15 protein-coding genes are annotated in these 16,446 nt (G+C 73.8%); 10 read left to right on the plus strand and 5 right to left on the minus strand.

The window, feature by feature from the left end:
* Positions 1-54: 54 nt before the first annotated feature.
* Positions 55-1,947 (minus strand): 2-oxoglutarate dehydrogenase, E2 component, dihydrolipoamide succinyltransferase, encoded by a 1,893-nt coding sequence (gene sucB / locus ACFUC1_RS16895; RefSeq protein ID WP_379121852.1) that lies wholly within the window; start codon positions 1,945-1,947, stop codon positions 55-57.
* Between the two features lie 37 nt (positions 1,948-1,984).
* The gene (lpdA, locus tag ACFUC1_RS16900) at positions 1,985-3,364 is read right to left on the minus strand and encodes a dihydrolipoyl dehydrogenase (protein ID WP_379121854.1); all 1,380 of its coding nucleotides are present in this window, start codon (positions 3,362-3,364) and stop codon (positions 1,985-1,987) included.
* Between the two features lie 262 nt (positions 3,365-3,626).
* Here lpdA and ACFUC1_RS16905 point away from each other — a divergent pair, with 262 nt between their 5' ends.
* Positions 3,627-3,902, plus strand: coding sequence for a hypothetical protein (locus ACFUC1_RS16905; RefSeq protein WP_379121856.1), 276 nt, complete (start codon positions 3,627-3,629; stop codon positions 3,900-3,902).
* Between the two features lie 82 nt (positions 3,903-3,984).
* Positions 3,985-4,173, plus strand: a complete 189-nt coding sequence (locus tag ACFUC1_RS16910; protein ID WP_379121858.1) for a DUF5302 domain-containing protein — start codon at positions 3,985-3,987, stop codon at positions 4,171-4,173.
* 69 nt (positions 4,174-4,242) lie between these two features.
* Here the strand turns inward: ACFUC1_RS16910 and ACFUC1_RS16915 are convergent, their stop codons facing one another.
* Positions 4,243-5,760 (minus strand): leucyl aminopeptidase, encoded by a 1,518-nt coding sequence (locus ACFUC1_RS16915; protein WP_379121859.1) that lies wholly within the window; start codon positions 5,758-5,760, stop codon positions 4,243-4,245.
* 122 nt (positions 5,761-5,882) lie between these two features.
* On the opposite strand from ACFUC1_RS16915, the gene gcvT reads away from it, so the two are divergent.
* From gcvT to ACFUC1_RS16930, 3 genes are all read left to right on the plus strand, one after another.
* The gene (gene gcvT, locus ACFUC1_RS16920) at positions 5,883-6,989 is read left to right on the plus strand and encodes a glycine cleavage system aminomethyltransferase GcvT (RefSeq protein ID WP_379121861.1); all 1,107 of its coding nucleotides are present in this window, start codon (positions 5,883-5,885) and stop codon (positions 6,987-6,989) included.
* Positions 6,990-6,992: 3 nt separating this feature from the next.
* Complete coding sequence (locus ACFUC1_RS16925) at positions 6,993-7,475, plus strand: OsmC family protein (protein ID WP_379121863.1); 483 nt, start codon at positions 6,993-6,995, stop codon at positions 7,473-7,475.
* A gap of 195 nt (positions 7,476-7,670) precedes the next feature.
* Positions 7,671-8,534 (plus strand): LLM class flavin-dependent oxidoreductase, encoded by an 864-nt coding sequence (locus ACFUC1_RS16930; RefSeq protein WP_379121865.1) that lies wholly within the window; start codon positions 7,671-7,673, stop codon positions 8,532-8,534.
* Positions 8,535-8,547: 13 nt separating this feature from the next.
* On the opposite strand, the gene ACFUC1_RS16935 is transcribed toward ACFUC1_RS16930, so the two are convergent.
* The gene (locus ACFUC1_RS16935; protein WP_379121867.1) at positions 8,548-10,305 is read right to left on the minus strand and encodes an ATP-binding cassette domain-containing protein; all 1,758 of its coding nucleotides are present in this window, start codon (positions 10,303-10,305) and stop codon (positions 8,548-8,550) included.
* Between the two features lie 71 nt (positions 10,306-10,376).
* Between ACFUC1_RS16935 and ACFUC1_RS16940 the strand changes: the two genes are divergently transcribed.
* Positions 10,377-10,592: a hypothetical protein gene (locus tag ACFUC1_RS16940; RefSeq protein ID WP_379121868.1), complete on the plus strand. Its 216-nt coding sequence runs from the start codon at positions 10,377-10,379 to the stop codon at positions 10,590-10,592.
* Between the two features lie 26 nt (positions 10,593-10,618).
* Here ACFUC1_RS16940 and ACFUC1_RS16945 read toward each other — a convergent pair whose 3' ends face one another.
* The gene (locus ACFUC1_RS16945) at positions 10,619-11,200 is read right to left on the minus strand and encodes a DUF3043 domain-containing protein (RefSeq protein ID WP_379121870.1); all 582 of its coding nucleotides are present in this window, start codon (positions 11,198-11,200) and stop codon (positions 10,619-10,621) included.
* A gap of 84 nt (positions 11,201-11,284) precedes the next feature.
* Between ACFUC1_RS16945 and ACFUC1_RS16950 the strand changes: the two genes are divergently transcribed.
* The 4 genes from ACFUC1_RS16950 to ACFUC1_RS16965 all read left to right on the plus strand — a co-directional run.
* Positions 11,285-12,649 carry a dipeptidase gene (locus ACFUC1_RS16950; protein ID WP_379121872.1) on the plus strand — a complete coding sequence of 455 codons (1,365 nt, stop codon included), beginning with the start codon at positions 11,285-11,287 and terminating at the stop codon, positions 12,647-12,649.
* A complete protein-coding gene (locus tag ACFUC1_RS16955; protein ID WP_379121874.1) occupies positions 12,646-14,103 on the plus strand; it encodes a glycoside hydrolase family 1 protein in 1,458 nt (485 codons plus the stop codon). Before ACFUC1_RS16950 ends, ACFUC1_RS16955 begins: the two co-directional genes overlap by 4 nt.
* A 30-nt stretch (positions 14,104-14,133) precedes the next feature.
* Positions 14,134-15,156: a glutathione S-transferase family protein gene (locus ACFUC1_RS16960; protein ID WP_379121876.1), complete on the plus strand. Its 1,023-nt coding sequence runs from the start codon at positions 14,134-14,136 to the stop codon at positions 15,154-15,156.
* Positions 15,153-16,446: saccharopine dehydrogenase family protein (locus ACFUC1_RS16965; RefSeq protein ID WP_379121878.1), on the plus strand; the 1,294-nt coding region annotated here is incomplete at its 3' end. The genes ACFUC1_RS16960 and ACFUC1_RS16965, both read left to right, overlap by 4 nt.

A 16,446-nucleotide genomic window follows, 5' to 3' on the forward strand; every position in this document is an offset into this window, starting at 1 on the left:
GGCCCGGGCAGAACCCGGGCCGTGCCCGATCGTGCTGGGTCGGCTGGTGCCGGCTCAGACCTCGAAGTTGCCCTCCTCGAGGCGCGACTTCATGGTGCTGAGGAACCGCGCGGCGTCGGCGCCGTCGACGACGCGGTGGTCGTACGACAGGGCGAGGTAGACCATCGAGCGCACGGCGATCGTCTCGCCACCGTCGGCGTCGGTCACGACCACCGGACGCTTGACGACCGCGCCGGTGCCGAGGATCCCGACGTTCGGCTGGTTGATGATCGGCGTGTCGAACAGCGCCCCGCGGCTGCCGGTGTTGGTCAGCGTGAAGGTCCCACCGGACAGCTCGTCCGGCATGATCTTGTTGTTGCGGGTGCGGTCCGCGAGGTCCGCGATGGCCCGGGCGAGGCCGGCGATGTTGAGGTCGCCGGCGTTCTTGATGACCGGGACGAGCAGGCCGCGCTCGGTGTCGACGGCGACACCGAGGTTCTCCTGGCCGTGGTAGGTGATCTGGTCACCGTCGATGCTCGAGTTGACCTGCGGGTACTCCTTGAGCGCCTCCACCGCGGCCAGCGCGAAGAACGGCAGGAAGCTGAGCTTGGTGCCCTCGCGCCGCTCGAAGTCGGCCTTCGCCCGCGCGCGGAGCCGGGCGATCTTGGTGACGTCGACCTCGACCACGGTCGTCAGCTGGGCCGAGACCTGCAGCGACTCGACCATGCGCTTGGCGATGGTCTGCCGCAGCCGCGACATCTTCTCGGTGGTGCCGCGCTTGGGCGACACGGCGCCGGAGGCAGCCGGTGCGCTCGTGGCCGGAGCCGGAGCCGGTGCCGGTGCCGCGGCGGGCGCCGGCTCCGGCTCCGGGGCAGCCGCCTCCTGGGCCGCCTTGGCGGCGTCGAGGACGTCCTGCTTGCGGACACGCCCGCCGACTCCGGTGCCCTTGATGCTGGCGAGGTCGACGTTGTTCTCCGCGGCGAGCTTGCGCACCAGCGGGGTGACGTATGCCGAGGCGTCCTGGACGTCGCCCGAGGTTGCCGAGGCCGGGGCCTGGGACTGCGCGGGGGCGGAGGCCTCGGCGCGCTCGGCCTGCTCGGCGGGCGAGGACCCGGCCGGCTGGTTCGCAGCGGTCTCGGCGGCGGCCTGGGCGGTGTCCGCCTGCGCCTGGGCCGGGGCCTGCTGCTGCGGAGCCTCCTGCTGCGGGGCCGCCTCCGGGGCCGGCTGCTCCTGCTGCGGCGCGGCCTGCTCGCCTGAACCGCCGGCGGAGCCACCGATGACGGCGAGCTCGCCGCCGACCGGGACGGTGTCGTCCTCCTGGACGAGGATCCTGGTGACCACGCCCGCCACGGGGGAGGGGATCTCGGTGTCGACCTTGTCGGTCGAGACCTCGAGCAGCGGCTCGTCGACCTCGACGGTGTCGCCCTCGGCCTTGAGCCAGCGGGTGACGGTGCCCTCGGTCACGGACTCGCCGAGCGCCGGCATGGTCACGGTCTCACCGCCGCCGCCGCCGGTGCCGCCCGTGCCGCCGGACTGCTGGCCGCCCTGGTCGCCGCCGGACTGCTGCGGCTGCTGGGCCTGCTGCTGCTCGGGCTCGGAGGTCGCGGGCTGCGGCTCCTGCGCCGTCGAGGGAGCCTCCGCCGCGGGCGCCTCCTGCGCCTGCTGCTCCTGCTGGCCGCCGTCCTGCTGCCCCGCGTCCTGCGAGCCCGCGTCGGAGCCACCGGCCTCGCTGCCGTCGCCGATCACGGCGAGGTCGGCGCCCACCGGCACGGTGTCGTCCTCGTTGGCCAGGATCTCCTGCAGCACACCCGCCACGGGGGAGGGGATCTCGGTGTCGACCTTGTCGGTCGAGACCTCGAGGAGGGGCTCGTCGACCGCGACGGTGTCGCCGACGTTCTTCAGCCAGCGCGTCACCGTGCCCTCGGTGACGGACTCACCCAGAGCCGGCATGGTCACGCGTTCGGACATCTGATCGTTCTCCTCTTGGTTGGAAACGTGCTGCGTTTCAGTTGTGGGCGTGCAGGGGCTTGCCGGCCAGGGCCAGGTGGGCCTCGCCGAGCGCTTCGTTCTGCGTGGGGTGCGCGTGGATGAGGCCGGCCACGTCCTCGGGCAGGGCCTCCCAGTTGTAGACGAGCTGGGCCTCGCCGGCCTGCTCGCCCATCCGCGCGCCGATCATGTGGACGCCGACGACGGGACCGTCCTTCTCGCGGACGAGCTTGACGAAGCCCTGCGTCTGCAGGATCTGGGACTTGCCGTTGCCGCCGAGGTTGTACTCGTAGGTCTCGACCTCGCCGTACTTCTCGCGGGCCTGGGCCTCGGTGAGGCCGACCGACGTGATCTCGGGGTCGCAGTAGGTGACCCGGGGGATGCCCGCCTCGTCGATGACGGCCGGCGACTTCCCGGCGATCTCCTCGGCGACGAAGATGCCCTGGGCGAAGCCGCGGTGCGCGAGCTGCAGGCCCGGCACGATGTCGCCCACGGCATACACGCCCTCGACGCCGGTGCGCAGGCGCTCGTCGGTGACGACGTAGCCGCGGTCGAGCGTGACGCCGGCCTCGGCATACCCCAGGCCGTCGGTGACCGGGCCGCGGCCGACGGCCACGAGCAGCAGGTCCGCCTCGATGGTGTCGCCACCCTCGAGCGAGACGGTCACGGTGTCGCCGGACTGCGTGGCGCCCTCGAACCGCACACCGGTGCGGAAGGCGATGCCGCGCTTGCGGAACGAGCGCTCGAGCGTCTTGGAGACCGCCTCGTCCTCGGCGGCCACGAGCCGGGGCAGCGCCTCGACGATCGTGACCTCGGACCCGAAGGAGCGGAAGACCGACGCGAACTCGACGCCGATGACACCGCCGCCGAGGACGACGACGCGCGGCGGCACGAACTCGAGCGAGAGCGCCTGCTCGCTGGTCATGATGCGGCCGCCGATCTCCAGGCCCGGCAGCGACTTCGCGTAGGAGCCGGTCGCGAGGACGACGTTGCGGCCGGTGATGCGGCGGCCGGCGACCTCGACGGTGGAGCGGTCGACCAGCCGGCCCTCGCCCTCGACGAGCTCGATCTGGTGTGCCTTGGCGAGGCCCTGCAGGCCCTTGTACAGGCGGGCGACGACACCGTCCTTGTACGCGTTGACGCCGGACATGTCGACCGACCCGAACGTCGTCTTGACGCCGAACCGGGAGCCCTCGCGCGCCGTGTCGGCGACCTCGGCGGCGTGCAGCAGCGCCTTGGTCGGGATGCACCCGACGTGCAGGCAGGTGCCGCCCAGCTTGCCCTTCTCGACGAGCGCGACGCTCAGCCCGAGCTCGGCCGCGCGGAAGGCGCAGGCGTAGCCGCCGCTGCCACCACCCAGGATGAGTACGTCGAAGGTGGTCTCGGCCTCAGCCGGCATGCTCGCTCCCTTGCGTCGTGGGCATCGGACGTCGCGCCGAGCCTGCGGCAGGGCCAGGTCGTGGCCGGGCGCGGATCGACACAGTGCATCTTGTCACTGTTTGCAGGAGGGGGCGCAAGCAGGTCTCGCGGTTGCGGACGCGGGGTCGTCGCAGCGTGTCCGGTGCACGGGGACGGCGGTGTCGTGCCCGTATCGTTGGTGCATGGCGTGGTGGAGACGGGGCGGCAGGAGGGCCCGCCGGGGTCCCTCGGACGGACCCAACATGGCGGTCGACCAGCAAGCGGTGCGTCGGCACCTGTCGGAGTTCGCCTCCTCGCGCCGCGGTGTCGAGGCGTACGTCGAGCCGCCCACGAACGTGACCGCGACGACGGTCATCCTCATCGCCCACGACGGCGAGTGGACACGCCGCGCAGCCGGGTCGCGCCAGTCGGCCTTCGAGCTCGCGGCCAGCCTCGGTGTGCCCGTGTACGACGTGCTGCAGACCGGCTACCCGAGCCGGATGCGCGAGTGGAACTCGCGCCAGCGCGGCAAGAGCTGACCCGCCGGCAAATCACTGGTGACGGCCTGCCCGGGATGCGAGGCTGGGAGGGACGAGCACCACCCAGCCACCAGGAGGCGGTATGACTGGCAAGTCCGGGTCCCAGGGACCGAGCGAGGACGTCAAGCGCAAGTTCCGCGAGGCCCTGGAGAAGAAGCAGGCGCACGCAGGCCGCGACGTCTCCGACGACCACGAGCACGGCAAGGTCGACCACGCCCAGAACGCGGCGACGAGCGCCACCCAGCAGATGTTCCGCCGCAAGAGCGGCTGAGCGCGCGATCTCGACGGACGAGGCCCGCCCGGGGTGAACCCTGGCGGGCCTCGTCGCGACGTGCGGCGATCAGCCGGCATATCCCTCGACGAGGCGCAGCAGCGTGCCGACGCCGTAGCCGGTCGCGCCCTTGGGCGTGTAGCCCCACGCGGCGCCCTCGTTGAACGACGGCCCGGCGATGTCGACGTGCGCCCAGGGTGTGCCCTCGGGCACGAACTCCTGCAGGAACAGGCCGGCGGTGAGCATGCCGCCCCAGCGCTCGCCCTTGTGCGCGAGGTCGGCCACCGCGGAGTCGAGCTGCGCGCGCAGGTCGGTCGGCAGCGGCATCGGCCAGGCGGCCTCGCCCGAGTCGTCGGCGGCGGCGCGGACGCGGTCGCGGAACGCGTCGTCGTTGCTCATGATCCCGGCGACGCGGGCGCCGAGGGCGACCATCTGCGCGCCGGTGAGGGTGGCGATGTCGACGATCGCGTCGGGGGTGGACTCGCCGGCCAGGCAGATGCCGTCGCCGAGCACCATGCGTCCCTCGGCGTCGGTGTCGAGGATCTCGACCGTCGTGCCGTTGCGCATCGTCACGACGTCGCTGGGCCGCTGGGCGCTGCCGCTGGGCATGTTCTCCGCGAGGCAGAGGTAGCCGGTGACCGTGACGGGGACGCCCAGCTCGGCCGCCGCGAACACGGTCGCGGCGACCGCAGCGGCGCCGGCCATGTCGGACTTCATGGTGAGCATCGAGGCCGGGGGCTTGATGCACAGGCCGCCGGAGTCGAACGTGATGCCCTTGCCGACGAGCGCGACCGAGCCCTGCGCCTTCGGCGGGTTCCACGTGAGGGTGACGATGCGGGGCGGGTTGACCGAGCCCTGGCCGACGCCCACGATGCCGCCGAAGCCGCCCTTGACGAGCGCCTTCTCGTCGAGCACCGAGACCTTCACCTTCGCGGACGTCGCACCGGCGCGCTCCTTGACCGACTCGGCGAAGGACTGCGGGAACAGCTTGTTCGGCGGGGTGTTCACGAGGTCGCGGGCGTACGCCTTGGCGTCCGCGAGCACCGTGGCGCGGGTCGCGGCGTCCTTGGCTGCCTTGGTGCGGCCGTCCGGCGTGACGACCGTGATGGTCGCGACGGGCTCGGAGCCCTTGGCGTCCTTGCCCTTCGGCGCGGGGCCACGCACCCCGGCATACCGGTAGGCGCCCAGCGCCGCGCCCTCGGCGACGGCGGCGACCGACTCGGCGCCGGGGGCGGGCAGCGCGACGGCGACCTTGCGCGACTTCTTCACCGACCGCAGCGCGGAGCCGGCCGCCCGGCGCAGCACCTCGTGGCCGAAGCTCGTCGTGGTCGCGCCCGCCTTGCCCAGGCCCACGAGGACCACGACGGGGGCAGCGACACCGGGCACGCCGGCGACGGTGAGCACCTCGTCGGCCGCGCCCGTCGCGTGCAGCGCGGAGAGCTGGCTCGCGAGGTGGCTCGCGGCACCGCGCGGCAGCCCGTGCCCGGGGGCGAGCGAGGCCTCGCCGTCCTGGCCGATCGTGCCGAGGACGAGCACGTCGGCCTTGACGTCGTGGGCGGAACGGTCGGTCACGTTGACGGTCGTCACGGTGCTCTCTTTCTGGTGGACAGGTCGCGACGGGCGTGGGAACCCTGGGCTGGTGGCCCTGCTCGCCGCAGGATAGCCCGGCCCGTGCCGCGTTCCCGTGCTCGGGCGGTAGCGTTCGCGCCATGAGCGACGCCGCCCTGAAGACCTCGCCCCTGCACGACCGCCACGTCGCCCTCGGCGCGAAGATGGCCGACTTCGGCGGGTGGGAGATGCCGATCGAGTACCCCGGAGGGGGCGTCGTGCGCGAGCACACGGCGGTCCGCACGTCGGTCGGGATCTTCGACGTGTCGCACCTCGGCAAGGCACGCGTGTCCGGGCCGGGCGCGCGCGACTTCGTCAACCGCTGCCTCGCCAACGACCTCGGGCGCATCACCGAGGGCAAGGCGCAGTACACGTTGTGCTGCAACGATTCCGGTGGTGTCGTCGACGACCTCATCGCCTACCTGCGCAGCGACGAGGACGTCTTCCTCATCCCCAACGCCGCCAACACGGCGCAGGTCGTGCGGATGCTGGCCGCTGCCGCACCCGAGGGCATTACGGTCGAGGACCTGCACGAGTCCTACGGCGTCATCGCCGTGCAGGGCAGGAAGTCCGACGAGGTGCTTCAGGCGTTGGGGCTCCCGGCCGGCCACGAGTACATGTCGTTCGTCGAGGCCGACTGGCACGGGCACCCCGTGATCGTCTGCCGCACCGGGTACACGGGGGAGCGCGGCTACGAGCTGGTCCCCGCGTGGGAGGTCGCCGGCGAGCTGTGGGACGCGCTCGCCGAGGCGGTCGCACCGTTCGGCGGCCTGCCGTGCGGGCTGGGCGCGCGGGACACCCTGCGCACCGAGATGGGCTACGCGCTGCACGGCAACGAGCTCTCGGTCGACATCACGCCGGTGCAGGCGCGGGTCGGCTGGGCCGTGGGCTGGAAGAAGGACGAGTTCTGGGGCCGCGACGCCCTGGTCGCCGAGAAGGAGGCCGGCCCGAAGCGCGTCGCCTGGGGCCTGCTGGCGACCGGTCGCGGCATCCCGCGCGCGCACTGCGAGGTCAAGCTCGGCGACGAGGTCGTCGGCGAGGTCACCTCGGGCACGTTCAGCCCGACCCTGAAGAACGGCATCGCCCTGGCGCTCCTGTCGCCCGACGTCGCCGCCGGTGACGAGGTCGTCATCGACGTGCGCGGGCGCGAGGTGCCCGCGACGGTCGTGCGCCCGCCGTTCGTCGAGGTCGACGTCCGCGAGGGCTGAGGTATGCCGGGTGGCGCCGATCACCGCTACCGCGCCCAGGTGCGCTGGGCCGGGTCGACGGGTGCGGGGTACCGGGGCTACCCCCGGGCGCACTCCGCGTGGGTGCCGCCGGCCACCGAGGGGTTCGACCTGTCCGCCGACCCGCACTTCCGCGGTGACGCCGACCTGCACAACCCCGAGCAGCTGCTCGTCCTCGCCGCCTCGTCCTGCCAGCTGCTGTCGTTCCTCGCGGTGGCCGCCCGGGCCGGGGTCGACGTCGTCGGCTACGAGGACGACGCGGAGGGCGAGATGCCGCACGACGCCGTGCCGCTGCGCATCACCCGGATCGTGCTGCGGCCGCGGGTGGCCGTGGCGCCGGGGACGGAGGCCGCCGTCGTCGAGCGGCTCCTGCACCAGGCCCACGACGAGTGCTACATCGCGAGCTCCCTCACCACCGACGTGGTGCTCGAGCCCGTCATCGTGACGGCGGCGCCCTCCCGGTCCTGACCGCCGGGTGGTGACCACCGGCTGGTGACCGCCGAGTGGTGACCGCCGGGTGGTGACCGCCGTGGTGACCGCAGGTCTGTGCACAGACGTCCGTGTGGGTGCGCGCGGATCCGCTCCGTGCGCAGTGGGACGCAGGTCTGTGCACAGACGCCCGGGGGGCGGACGGGTGTCGGGGCTCGCGCCTAGGGTCCGGGCATGCGCTACGGATTCGTGGTCCCCTTCGCCGACGCGCGCGAGTTCGCCGAGCTCGCGGCCCTCGGCGAGGAGCGGGGGTGGGACGGCATCTTCACGTGGGAGTCGCTGTACGGCGAGCACGCGTGGGTCGTGCTGGGTGCCGCCGCCATGACGACCTCGCGCATCCGGCTCGGCACGCTGCTCACGCCGGTGTCGCGCCACCGGCCCTGGGACCTCGCGTCGATGGTGTCGACCGTCGACCGCCTCAGCGGCGGACGCGTCGTCATGTCGGTCGGGCTCGGGGCGCTGCACCCGGGGTGGACGCGGTTCGAGCCTGACGAGGGTCGCCGGACCCGCGCCGAGAAGCTCGACGAGGGGCTCGAGGTGCTCGCCGGTCTCCTGGCCGACGAGGGGTTCACCTTCGAGGGGCGCCACTACCCGGTGCGCCCGATGGGCGAGGGAGCACCGCCCGGACCGCCCCCACCCGCGCAGCGTCCGCACCCGCCGGTCTGGGTGGTCGGTGCCTGGCGACGAGGCCGGACCCGGCAGCCGTCCCTCGAACGGGCCGCACGGTGGGACGGCCTGCTCGTGTCCGTCGTCGCCGACGCTCCGTCGGAGCCGCGCACGGCATACGACCTGCGCACCTACGGTGAGGTCGTGAACCGGGTGCGGCAGATGCGGGAGCAGGCCGGTATGCCGTGGGAGGGCTACGACGTCGTCGTCGAGGCGGACAGCAGCGGCGAGTTCGTCCGGCTCGAGGGGACACCGCAGGACTGGGCCGACACCGGGGCGACGTGGTGGGTCGAGAGCTGGTGGAGCGTCGACCCCGGCCCCGAAGGCCTGGCAGAGGTGCGCCGGCGGATCGAGGCAGGACCGCCGGCCTGAGGAGAGGGGTAGGTCAGTCGGCGGCGCGGAGCAGGTCGTCGAGCACCTCGTCGACCGTGAGGTGGGGGAGCGGCGCGACGACCTTGGCGACCTGCGGAGCGAAGGCCGGCGACGCGGCGAGCACCTCGCGCGCCGGCCCGTCGGCGACCACCTCGCCCTCGGCGAGCACGACCACGCGCGTGGCGACCTCGGCCGCGAGCTCGACGTCGTGCGTCGCCACGACCACGGAGCTGCCGAGGGCCGCCAGCTCCCGGAGCTCGGACGCCAGGGCGTGCTTGGCGTCGTAGTCCAGCCCGCGCGTCGGCTCGTCCAGCAGCACCAGGTCAGGTGCGCCCCGGCCCGCCGGTCGGGCGAGCAGGGACGCCAGGGCCAGGGCCATCCGCTGCCCCTGCGAGAGGCCGGCCACCTGCGCCCCGTCGGCGACACCCGGGGCGAGCAGGTCCAGCAGCACCCGGCCCCCCGCCGGGTCGGGCGTGCCTGCGAGCTGCCCGGACACCGTGCCGCCGGTGAGGGCGGTGGAGGGGTCCTGCGGGGTCAGCACCACGACGGAAGGCACCCGCACGCGACCACGCGTCGGTGCCAGGCCCCCAGCCAGGGTGGTCAGCAGCGTGGTCTTGCCCGACCCGTTGCGGCCGAGCAGGGCGACCACGTCCCCGGGGTCGACCTGCAGGTCGACCGACCGCAGCGCCACGACGTCGCCGCGCACGACACCCAGGCGCGTGACCGCCGCTCCCGCAGCCACGCGAGGACCCACGCGCGAAGCCCGCCCCTGTTCTACGAGGGCTCCCGCGGTCCGCCGCCTCTGATGCCGGGCACCGTGACGGCCACCGGCCGGCGCCGTCGCGGGTGAGGTGTCGGTCGAGGGCTCGTGCGACCGGTCGAGCCGGCGGCGCAGGTCGGCGCCGACCCGTCTCGCCTGGCGCACCGACAGCGGCACCGGGTCCCACCCCATCGCCCGGCCGAGGCCCACGAGCGGGGGACGCACGGGTGAGCGTCGCATCGCCGCCGCCGGGTCGAGCAGGTCCGTCGCCACCCCTGCGGTGACGAGCACGACCGAGTCGGCGTGGTGGACGACCCGCTCGAGCCGGTGCTCGGCCACCACCACGGTGGTGCCCACGTCGTGCACGAGCCTGTGCAGGATCGCCAGCACCTCCTCGGCGGCGACGGGGTCGAGCGCCGACGTCGGCTCGTCCAGCACGAGGACGCGGGGACCGGCGGCGAGGGCGCCGGCGATCGCGACCCGCTGCTGCTGGCCGCCGGAGAGCAGGTCCACCGGCCGGTCCCGCAGGCCGGCGAGGTCGAGCAGGTCCAGGGTCTCCTCGAGCCGCCGGCCCGAGCCCGCGCCTGCCCCGCGGTGCAGCGCCAGCCCGTGGCGCACCTCGTCCTCGACGGTCGGGCCGAGGGGCGCGGGGTCCTGCCGGACGAACCCGACGAGCCGGGCCCGCTCGCCGGTCGTGAGCCGGTGCAGCTCCTCCCCGTCCACGACGACGCTCCCGTGCACGGTCGCCGGCAGGCTCGCGTCGCCGACCACCCGCAGCAGCGAGGTCTTGCCCGACCCCGTCGGGCCGGCGACGAGGACGAGCTCGCCCTCCGGGACCGACAGCGAGGGCACCTCGAGGGCGGGTGCCGACACGGCGTCGTCTCCGAGGACAGGCGACGGAGAGGGCGCCTCGAGGGCCGGCGCCGCCGCGGACGGGGACGCCACCCCGGGGGCGGACGCGCCCGCCGGCTCCGCGGCGTACCGGACCGTCACCCGGTCGAGCTCGATCACGGGCGGCAACCTCGCACCGGCCCACGGCCACCGTCAACGGACGGCAGGCCCGGCACGCCTAGAGTGGGCGCATGAGCGACGCCTGGACCTGGACCTACCTCGACGCCGACGGCCGCGAGATGACCGGCGAGGGGCTGGTGACCACGGCGTTCCCGTCGCAGTCCGACGCCGAGAACTGGTTCGGGGAGAGCTGGCACGAGCTCGGGGCTCAGGGCGTCGACGCCGTCAACCTGTGGCACGAGGGTCAGCTCGTCTACGGCCCGATGAGCCTGCGCGCGGCAGAGTAGGCCGGGCAGCGCCGGGAGGCCGCTCGTCAGGACGGGTAGTTCCCGCGGTCGACCAGCGGCCGCGGCATCCGCGAGCGGCGGATCTGGAAGCCGCGCATGACGGCGTACATGGCCAGGCCGCGGCCCACCTTGTCCTCGCCGAACTTCGCCACGAGCTGCCGCTTGAGCTTGCGCCACATGAGGAAGCCGTCGACGGCGGCGATGAGGATGAGGGCGTAGACGCCGATCGAGACCGCGGCGAACACCCACGGGATGCGCACGAACGACAGCGCCAGCACGACCAGCATGACCGGGAGCATGAACTCGCCGAGGTTCCACCGGGCGTCGACGTAGTCGCGGATGTAGCGGCGGACCGGACCCTTGTCGCGTGCGGGCAGGTGCGCGTCGTCACCGGTGACCATCGCCTGGCGCTGCTTGAGCTGGGCCTCGCGGCGGGCGAGGCGGTCGCGGTCGCGCGCCGCCTTCCGGTCGGTCTCGACGAGGGGACGCCGGCGGGCAGCCTCCTGGTCGCGCCGCTTGGGCGTCGGCCGGTTCTTGGCCCCCTCGCGCTCGGGGCGCGCGACGGTGTCGGCCTGCTGCTCGTTGAGGGTCTTGCCACGTCCAAACACGACGCAACTGTATGCCGTGCCGGCGCCGCCCCCCGAATCGCGCCCGGCGTCGCCGGCCGACGACCAGCCACTAGGCTCGCCGCCGTGACCGACGACGTGCTCACCCAGGACCAGATCGACGACCTCCGGACCACCGTGGCGGGCCTGATGCCCGGCGTGCGCGCCGACCTCGAGGCGCTCACCCGCATCCCCAGCGTCAGCCTCGACGCGTTCGACCAGGCGCACGTGGAGGCGAGCGCCGAGGCCACCGCCGAGCTGCTGCGCGCCGAGGGGCTCGAGGTCGAGATCGTGCGCGAGGGCGGCCGGCCCGCCGTGATCGGCCACGTGGACGGGCCCGAGGGCGCGCCCACCGTGCTGCTCTACGCGCACCACGACGTCCAGCCCCCCGGCGACGACGCCGACTGGGACAGCGCGCCCTTCGAGCCGACCGAGCGCGACGGCCGCCTCTACGGCCGCGGTGCCGCCGACGACAAGGCCGGGATCATGGCGCACGTCGCCGCGCTGCGCGCTCACGCCGGCCGCCTGCCCGTCGGCGTGACGATCTTCGTCGAGGGCGAGGAGGAGATCGGCTCGGACTCCCTGCCGACCATCCTCGAGCGCCACGGCGACAAGCTGCGCGCCGACGCGATCGTCCTCGCCGACTCGACCAACTGGGCCCTCGGCGAGCCGGCCCTGACGACGACGCTGCGCGGCCTCATCCGCGTGGTGGTCACCGTGACCACGCTGGACCACGGCATCCACTCCGGCATGTTCGGCGGCGCCGTGCCGGACGCTGTCACCACGCTGGTCCGGCTGCTCGCGACGTTCCACGACGAGGTGGGCGATGTCGCCGTCGCCGGCCTGAAGTCCGGCAAGGCCAGCGACCTGGACTTCGACGAGGCCCGGCTGCGCGAGGAGTCGGGGCTCCTCGACGGAGTCGAGGTCATCGGCACCGGCAGCCTGCTCGACCGCATCTGGGCCAAGCCCACCGCCACCGTCATCGGCTTCGACGCCCCCTCCGTGGCGAAGTCGTCCAACACCCTCGTGCCGACCGCGAGCGCCAAGGTGTCCATCCGCCTGGCCCCCGACGAGCACCCGATGGAGGCGTATGCCGCGGTGCAGCGCCACGTCGAGGCGCACACGCCGTGGGGTGCCCGGGTGCAGGTGCACCTCGACGACCAGGGCGCCGGGTTCGCGGCCGACGCGCACGGCCCCGTGTACGACCAGGCACGGGCCGCCTTCACCGATGCGTGGGGCGTCGAGCCGGTCGACATCGGCGTGGGCGGCTCGATCCCGTTCGTCGCCTCGTTCGCCGAGAAGTTCCCGGACGCGGCGATCCTCGTGACCGGCGTGGAGGACCCCGACACCCGCGCCCACGGCGCGAACGAGTCCCTGCACCTCGAGGAGTTCGAGAAGGTCTGCGTCGCCGAGGCGGTGCTGCTCGCCCGGCTCGGGGCGATGCCGCGATGACCGGGGGGCCCCAGGAGCCGGCGGCGCAGACGGGGCAGACGGAGCAGGCGCGCGACTTCCCGCAGCTGCCGCAGGACTTCCTCTTCGGTGTCGCCTCCGCCTCCTACCAGGTGGAGGGCGCGGTCGAGGAGGACGGCCGCGGCCGCTCGGTCTGGGACACCTTCTGCGAGCGACCGGGCGCTATCGCGAACGGCGACACCGGGGCGGTCGCGTGCGACCACTACCACCGCTACCGCGAGGACGTCGCGCTGCTGGCGGACCTCGGCGTCGACAGCTACCGCTTCTCGGTCGCGTGGCCGCGGGTGCTGCCGACCGGCACCGGCGAGGTCAACCCGGCCGGGCTCGACTTCTACGACCGGCTCGTCGACGAGCTGCTGGCGGTGGGGATCCAGCCGGCCGCGACCCTGTTCCACTGGGACACCCCCCAGGCCCTCGAGGACACCGGTGGCTGGGCGAACCGGGACACCGCCGAGCACTTCGCGGCATACGCCTCGGTGGTCGGTGAGCGGCTCGGTGACCGGGTCGCGCGCTGGATGACGCTCAACGAGCCCAACGTCGTCACCATGCTGGGCTACGCGCTCGGGGTGCACGCCCCTGGGCGGTCGATGGGGTTCGAGGCGCTGCCGGTGGCCCACCACCTGCTGCTCGGCCACGGGCTGGCAGCGCAGGCGCTGCGGGCTGCCGGCTGCTCGAACCTGGGCATCGCGAGCAACCACGCGCCCGTGTGGCCGGCGTCGGACAGCCCGAAGGACCGGCAGGCCGCCGAGGTCTACGACAACCTCTGGAACTGGATGTTCGCCGACCCGGTGCTGCTGGGGCGGTACCCGGTCGAGGGCACCGAGCAGGGCTTCCCGACGTACCGCGACGGCGACCTCGAGACCATCCGCCAGCCGCTGGACTGGTTCGGCATCAACTACTACAACCCGGCGCGGATCGGCGCCCCCGGCGGCGCTGCGGCGGGCGACGGCGCCACGGGCCAGGCGCCTGCGGCAGGGGAGGTCGTGGCGGACGGTCCGCCGATGCCGGAGGGGCTGCCGTTCGAGAGCCGCCGGATCGAGGGCTACGAGCGCACCGACTTCGACTGGCCGATCGTGCCCGAGGGCCTGGCGCAGGTCGTGCGGCAGTTCCGCGACCGGTACGGCGACGCGCTGCCGCCGGTCTACATCACCGAGAGCGGCTGCTCGTTCTCCGACGGCCCGGTCGACGGCCGGGTCGCGGACGACCGCCGCATCGCCTACCACGACGCCCACCTGCGGGCGCTCGCTGGTGAGATCGTCGACGGCGCCGACGTGCGCGGCTACTTCGCGTGGTCGGCGACCGACAACTTCGAGTGGGCCGAGGGGTACCGCCAGCGGTTCGGGCTCGTGCACGTCGACTACGACACGCAGGTCCGCACCCCGAAGGACTCCTACCACTGGTACCGCGACCTCATCGCGCACACGCGGGGCCGGTGAGGTCGCCCCGGCACCGGTAGGTTCGGCCCCATGGCTGAGGGCACCAAGGGCAAGGGCTACGTCGAGCCGTCGTTCGAGCGCGACACGCGCTACATCAACGACCGCATCACCACCCGGGGCGACGGCGAGGGGGAGTGGCCGGTGGAGGCCGGGCGGTACCGGCTGGTCGCCGCCCGGGCCTGCCCGTGGGCCAACCGCGCCATCATCGTGCGCCGCCTGCTCGGCCTCGAGGACGCGCTGTCCATGGGGCTGTGCGGCCCGACGCATGACGAGGACAGCTGGACCTTCGACCTCGATCCCGGCGGCGTCGACCCGGTGCTCGGGATCCCGCGCCTCAAGGACGCGTACGAGAAGCGCCAGCCCGGCTACCCGCGCGGCATCACCGTCCCCGCGATCGTCGACGTCCCCACCGGCCAGGTCGTGACCAACGACTTCGCCCCGCTGACCCTCGACCTGTCGACGCAGTGGACCGCGTTCCACCGCGACGGCGCGCCCGACCTGTACCCCGAGGCGCTGCGCGACGAGATGGACGACGTCATGCAGCGCGTCTACACCGAGGTCAACAACGGCGTGTACCGCTGCGGGTTCGCCGGGCAGCAGGACGCGTACGACGCGGCATACGACCGGCTCTTCACGGCGCTCGACTGGCTCGAGGAGCGGCTGTCGACGAGGCGGTTCCTCATGGGCGACACCATCACGGAGGCCGACGTGCGGCTGTTCACCACCCTGGTGCGGTTCGACCCGGTCTACCACGGCCACTTCAAGTGCAACCGGTCCAAGCTCAGCGAGATGCCCGTGCTGTGGGCCTACGCCCGCGACCTGTTCCAGACGCCCGGGTTCGGCGACACCGTGGACTTCGTGCAGATCAAGCGGCACTACTACGTCGTCCACCACGACATCAACCCCACCGGCATCGTCCCCCAGGGGCCGGACCTGAGCGGTTGGCTGACCGCCCACGGCCGGGAGGAGCTCGGCGGCCGGCCGTTCGGCGACGGCACGCCCCCGGGCCCGGTGCGCGAGGGTGAGCGCGTCCCCGCGGAGCACCAGCAGTGAGCGCGCGAGCCGAGGGCGCAGCGACCCGGGGTGCCGCGGCCCGGGGTGCAGCGGCCCGGGGCGCGGGTCCCGTCGCCCGCGAGCACGACCTCGTCGTCTTCGGTGCCACGGGCTTCGTCGGCCGGCTCCTGGCCGCCTACCTGGCCGGGCACGCGCCAGCGGGCACGCGCATCGCGCTCGCCGGGCGGTCCCGCGAGCGGCTCGAGGCGGTCCGCGCCGGGCTGCCGGGCTCCGCACGGGACTGGCCCGTCCTCGTGGCCGACGCCGCCGACGAGGCGTCCCTGGCCGGCCTCGCCGCCTCGACGACCGCCGTCGTCACCACGGTCGGGCCCTACCTGCGGTACGGCCTTCCCCTGGCCCGCGCCTGCGCCGAGGCCGGGACGCACTACGCCGACCTCACCGGCGAGGTGTTGTTCGTCCGGCGGCTCGCCGACGAGGTGCACCAGACGGCGCTGGCGAGCGGGGCCAGGGTCGTCACCGCCTGCGGCTACGACTCGGTGCCGTCCGACCTGGCCGTGCTCGTGCTGCACGAGCGGGCCGAGCGCGACGGTGCCGGCCACCTCCTCGACACCACGCTGCTCGCCCGCATGAAGGGCGGGTTCTCCGGGGGCACGATCGACTCCGCCCGCGCCCAGCTCGAGGCCGTGGGGTCCGACCACTCGCTCGCGAAGGTCCTGCGCGACCCCTACGCGCTCAGCCCCGACCGCGCCTCCGAGCCCGACCTCGGACCGGAGCGCGACCCGCGGTCGGTCTTCGTCGAGCGGGACACCGGCCAGTGGGTCGGGCCGTTCGTCATGGCGGACTTCAACAGTCGGATCGTCCGCCGGAGCAACGCGTTGCAGGGTCACCCCTACGGCCGCCGCTTCCGCTACCGCGAGCTCAGCAGCTACGGCACGGGGTTCGCCGGACGGCGCCGCGCCACGCTCGCCACCGGGGTGCTGGGGCTGGCGATGGCCGGCATGGCCGACCCGCGCACGCGCCCGCTCGTCGACCGCCTCGCCCCCAAGCCGGGCGAGGGCCCGAGCGAGCAGGTGCGCGAGTCCGGCTGGTTCCGCATGCAGGTGCGCACCACGACGACGAGCGGGAGGCGCTACCAGGCCACCGTGGCCGCGCAGGGGGACCCCGGGTATGCCGCGACCGCCGTCATGCTGGGCGAGGCCGCCCTGGCGCTGGCACTGGACGGCGACCGGCTGCCGCCCGCGGCAGGCGTCCTCACCCCGGCGACCGCGATAGGCGACCGCCTCGTCGAGCGGTTGCGCGAGCAGGACTTCACGATCGCCGTGGAGGAGC

The organism is Pedococcus sp. NPDC057267 (assembly GCF_042668795.1).
In the GTDB taxonomy this organism is placed as follows: Bacteria; Actinomycetota; Actinomycetes; order Actinomycetales; family Dermatophilaceae; genus Pedococcus.

What these genes read in the sequence shown, in the direction of transcription:
- sucB (WP_379121852.1), bottom strand. Translation starts at nt 1,947, where the DNA reads ATGTCCGAACGCGTGACCATGCCGGCTCTGGGTGAGTCCGTCACCGAG.
- lpdA (WP_379121854.1), bottom strand. Translation starts at nt 3,364, where the DNA reads ATGCCGGCTGAGGCCGAGACCACCTTCGACGTACTCATCCTGGGTGGT.
- ACFUC1_RS16905 (WP_379121856.1), top strand. Translation starts at nt 3,627, where the DNA reads ATGGCGGTCGACCAGCAAGCGGTGCGTCGGCACCTGTCGGAGTTCGCC.
- ACFUC1_RS16910 (WP_379121858.1), top strand. Translation starts at nt 3,985, where the DNA reads ATGACTGGCAAGTCCGGGTCCCAGGGACCGAGCGAGGACGTCAAGCGC.
- gcvT (WP_379121861.1), top strand. Translation starts at nt 5,883, where the DNA reads ATGAGCGACGCCGCCCTGAAGACCTCGCCCCTGCACGACCGCCACGTC.
- ACFUC1_RS16925 (WP_379121863.1), top strand. Translation starts at nt 6,993, where the DNA reads ATGCCGGGTGGCGCCGATCACCGCTACCGCGCCCAGGTGCGCTGGGCC.
- ACFUC1_RS16930 (WP_379121865.1), top strand. Translation starts at nt 7,671, where the DNA reads ATGCGCTACGGATTCGTGGTCCCCTTCGCCGACGCGCGCGAGTTCGCC.
- ACFUC1_RS16940 (WP_379121868.1), top strand. Translation starts at nt 10,377, where the DNA reads ATGAGCGACGCCTGGACCTGGACCTACCTCGACGCCGACGGCCGCGAG.
- ACFUC1_RS16955 (WP_379121874.1), top strand. Translation starts at nt 12,646, where the DNA reads ATGACCGGGGGGCCCCAGGAGCCGGCGGCGCAGACGGGGCAGACGGAG.
- ACFUC1_RS16960 (WP_379121876.1), top strand. Translation starts at nt 14,134, where the DNA reads ATGGCTGAGGGCACCAAGGGCAAGGGCTACGTCGAGCCGTCGTTCGAG.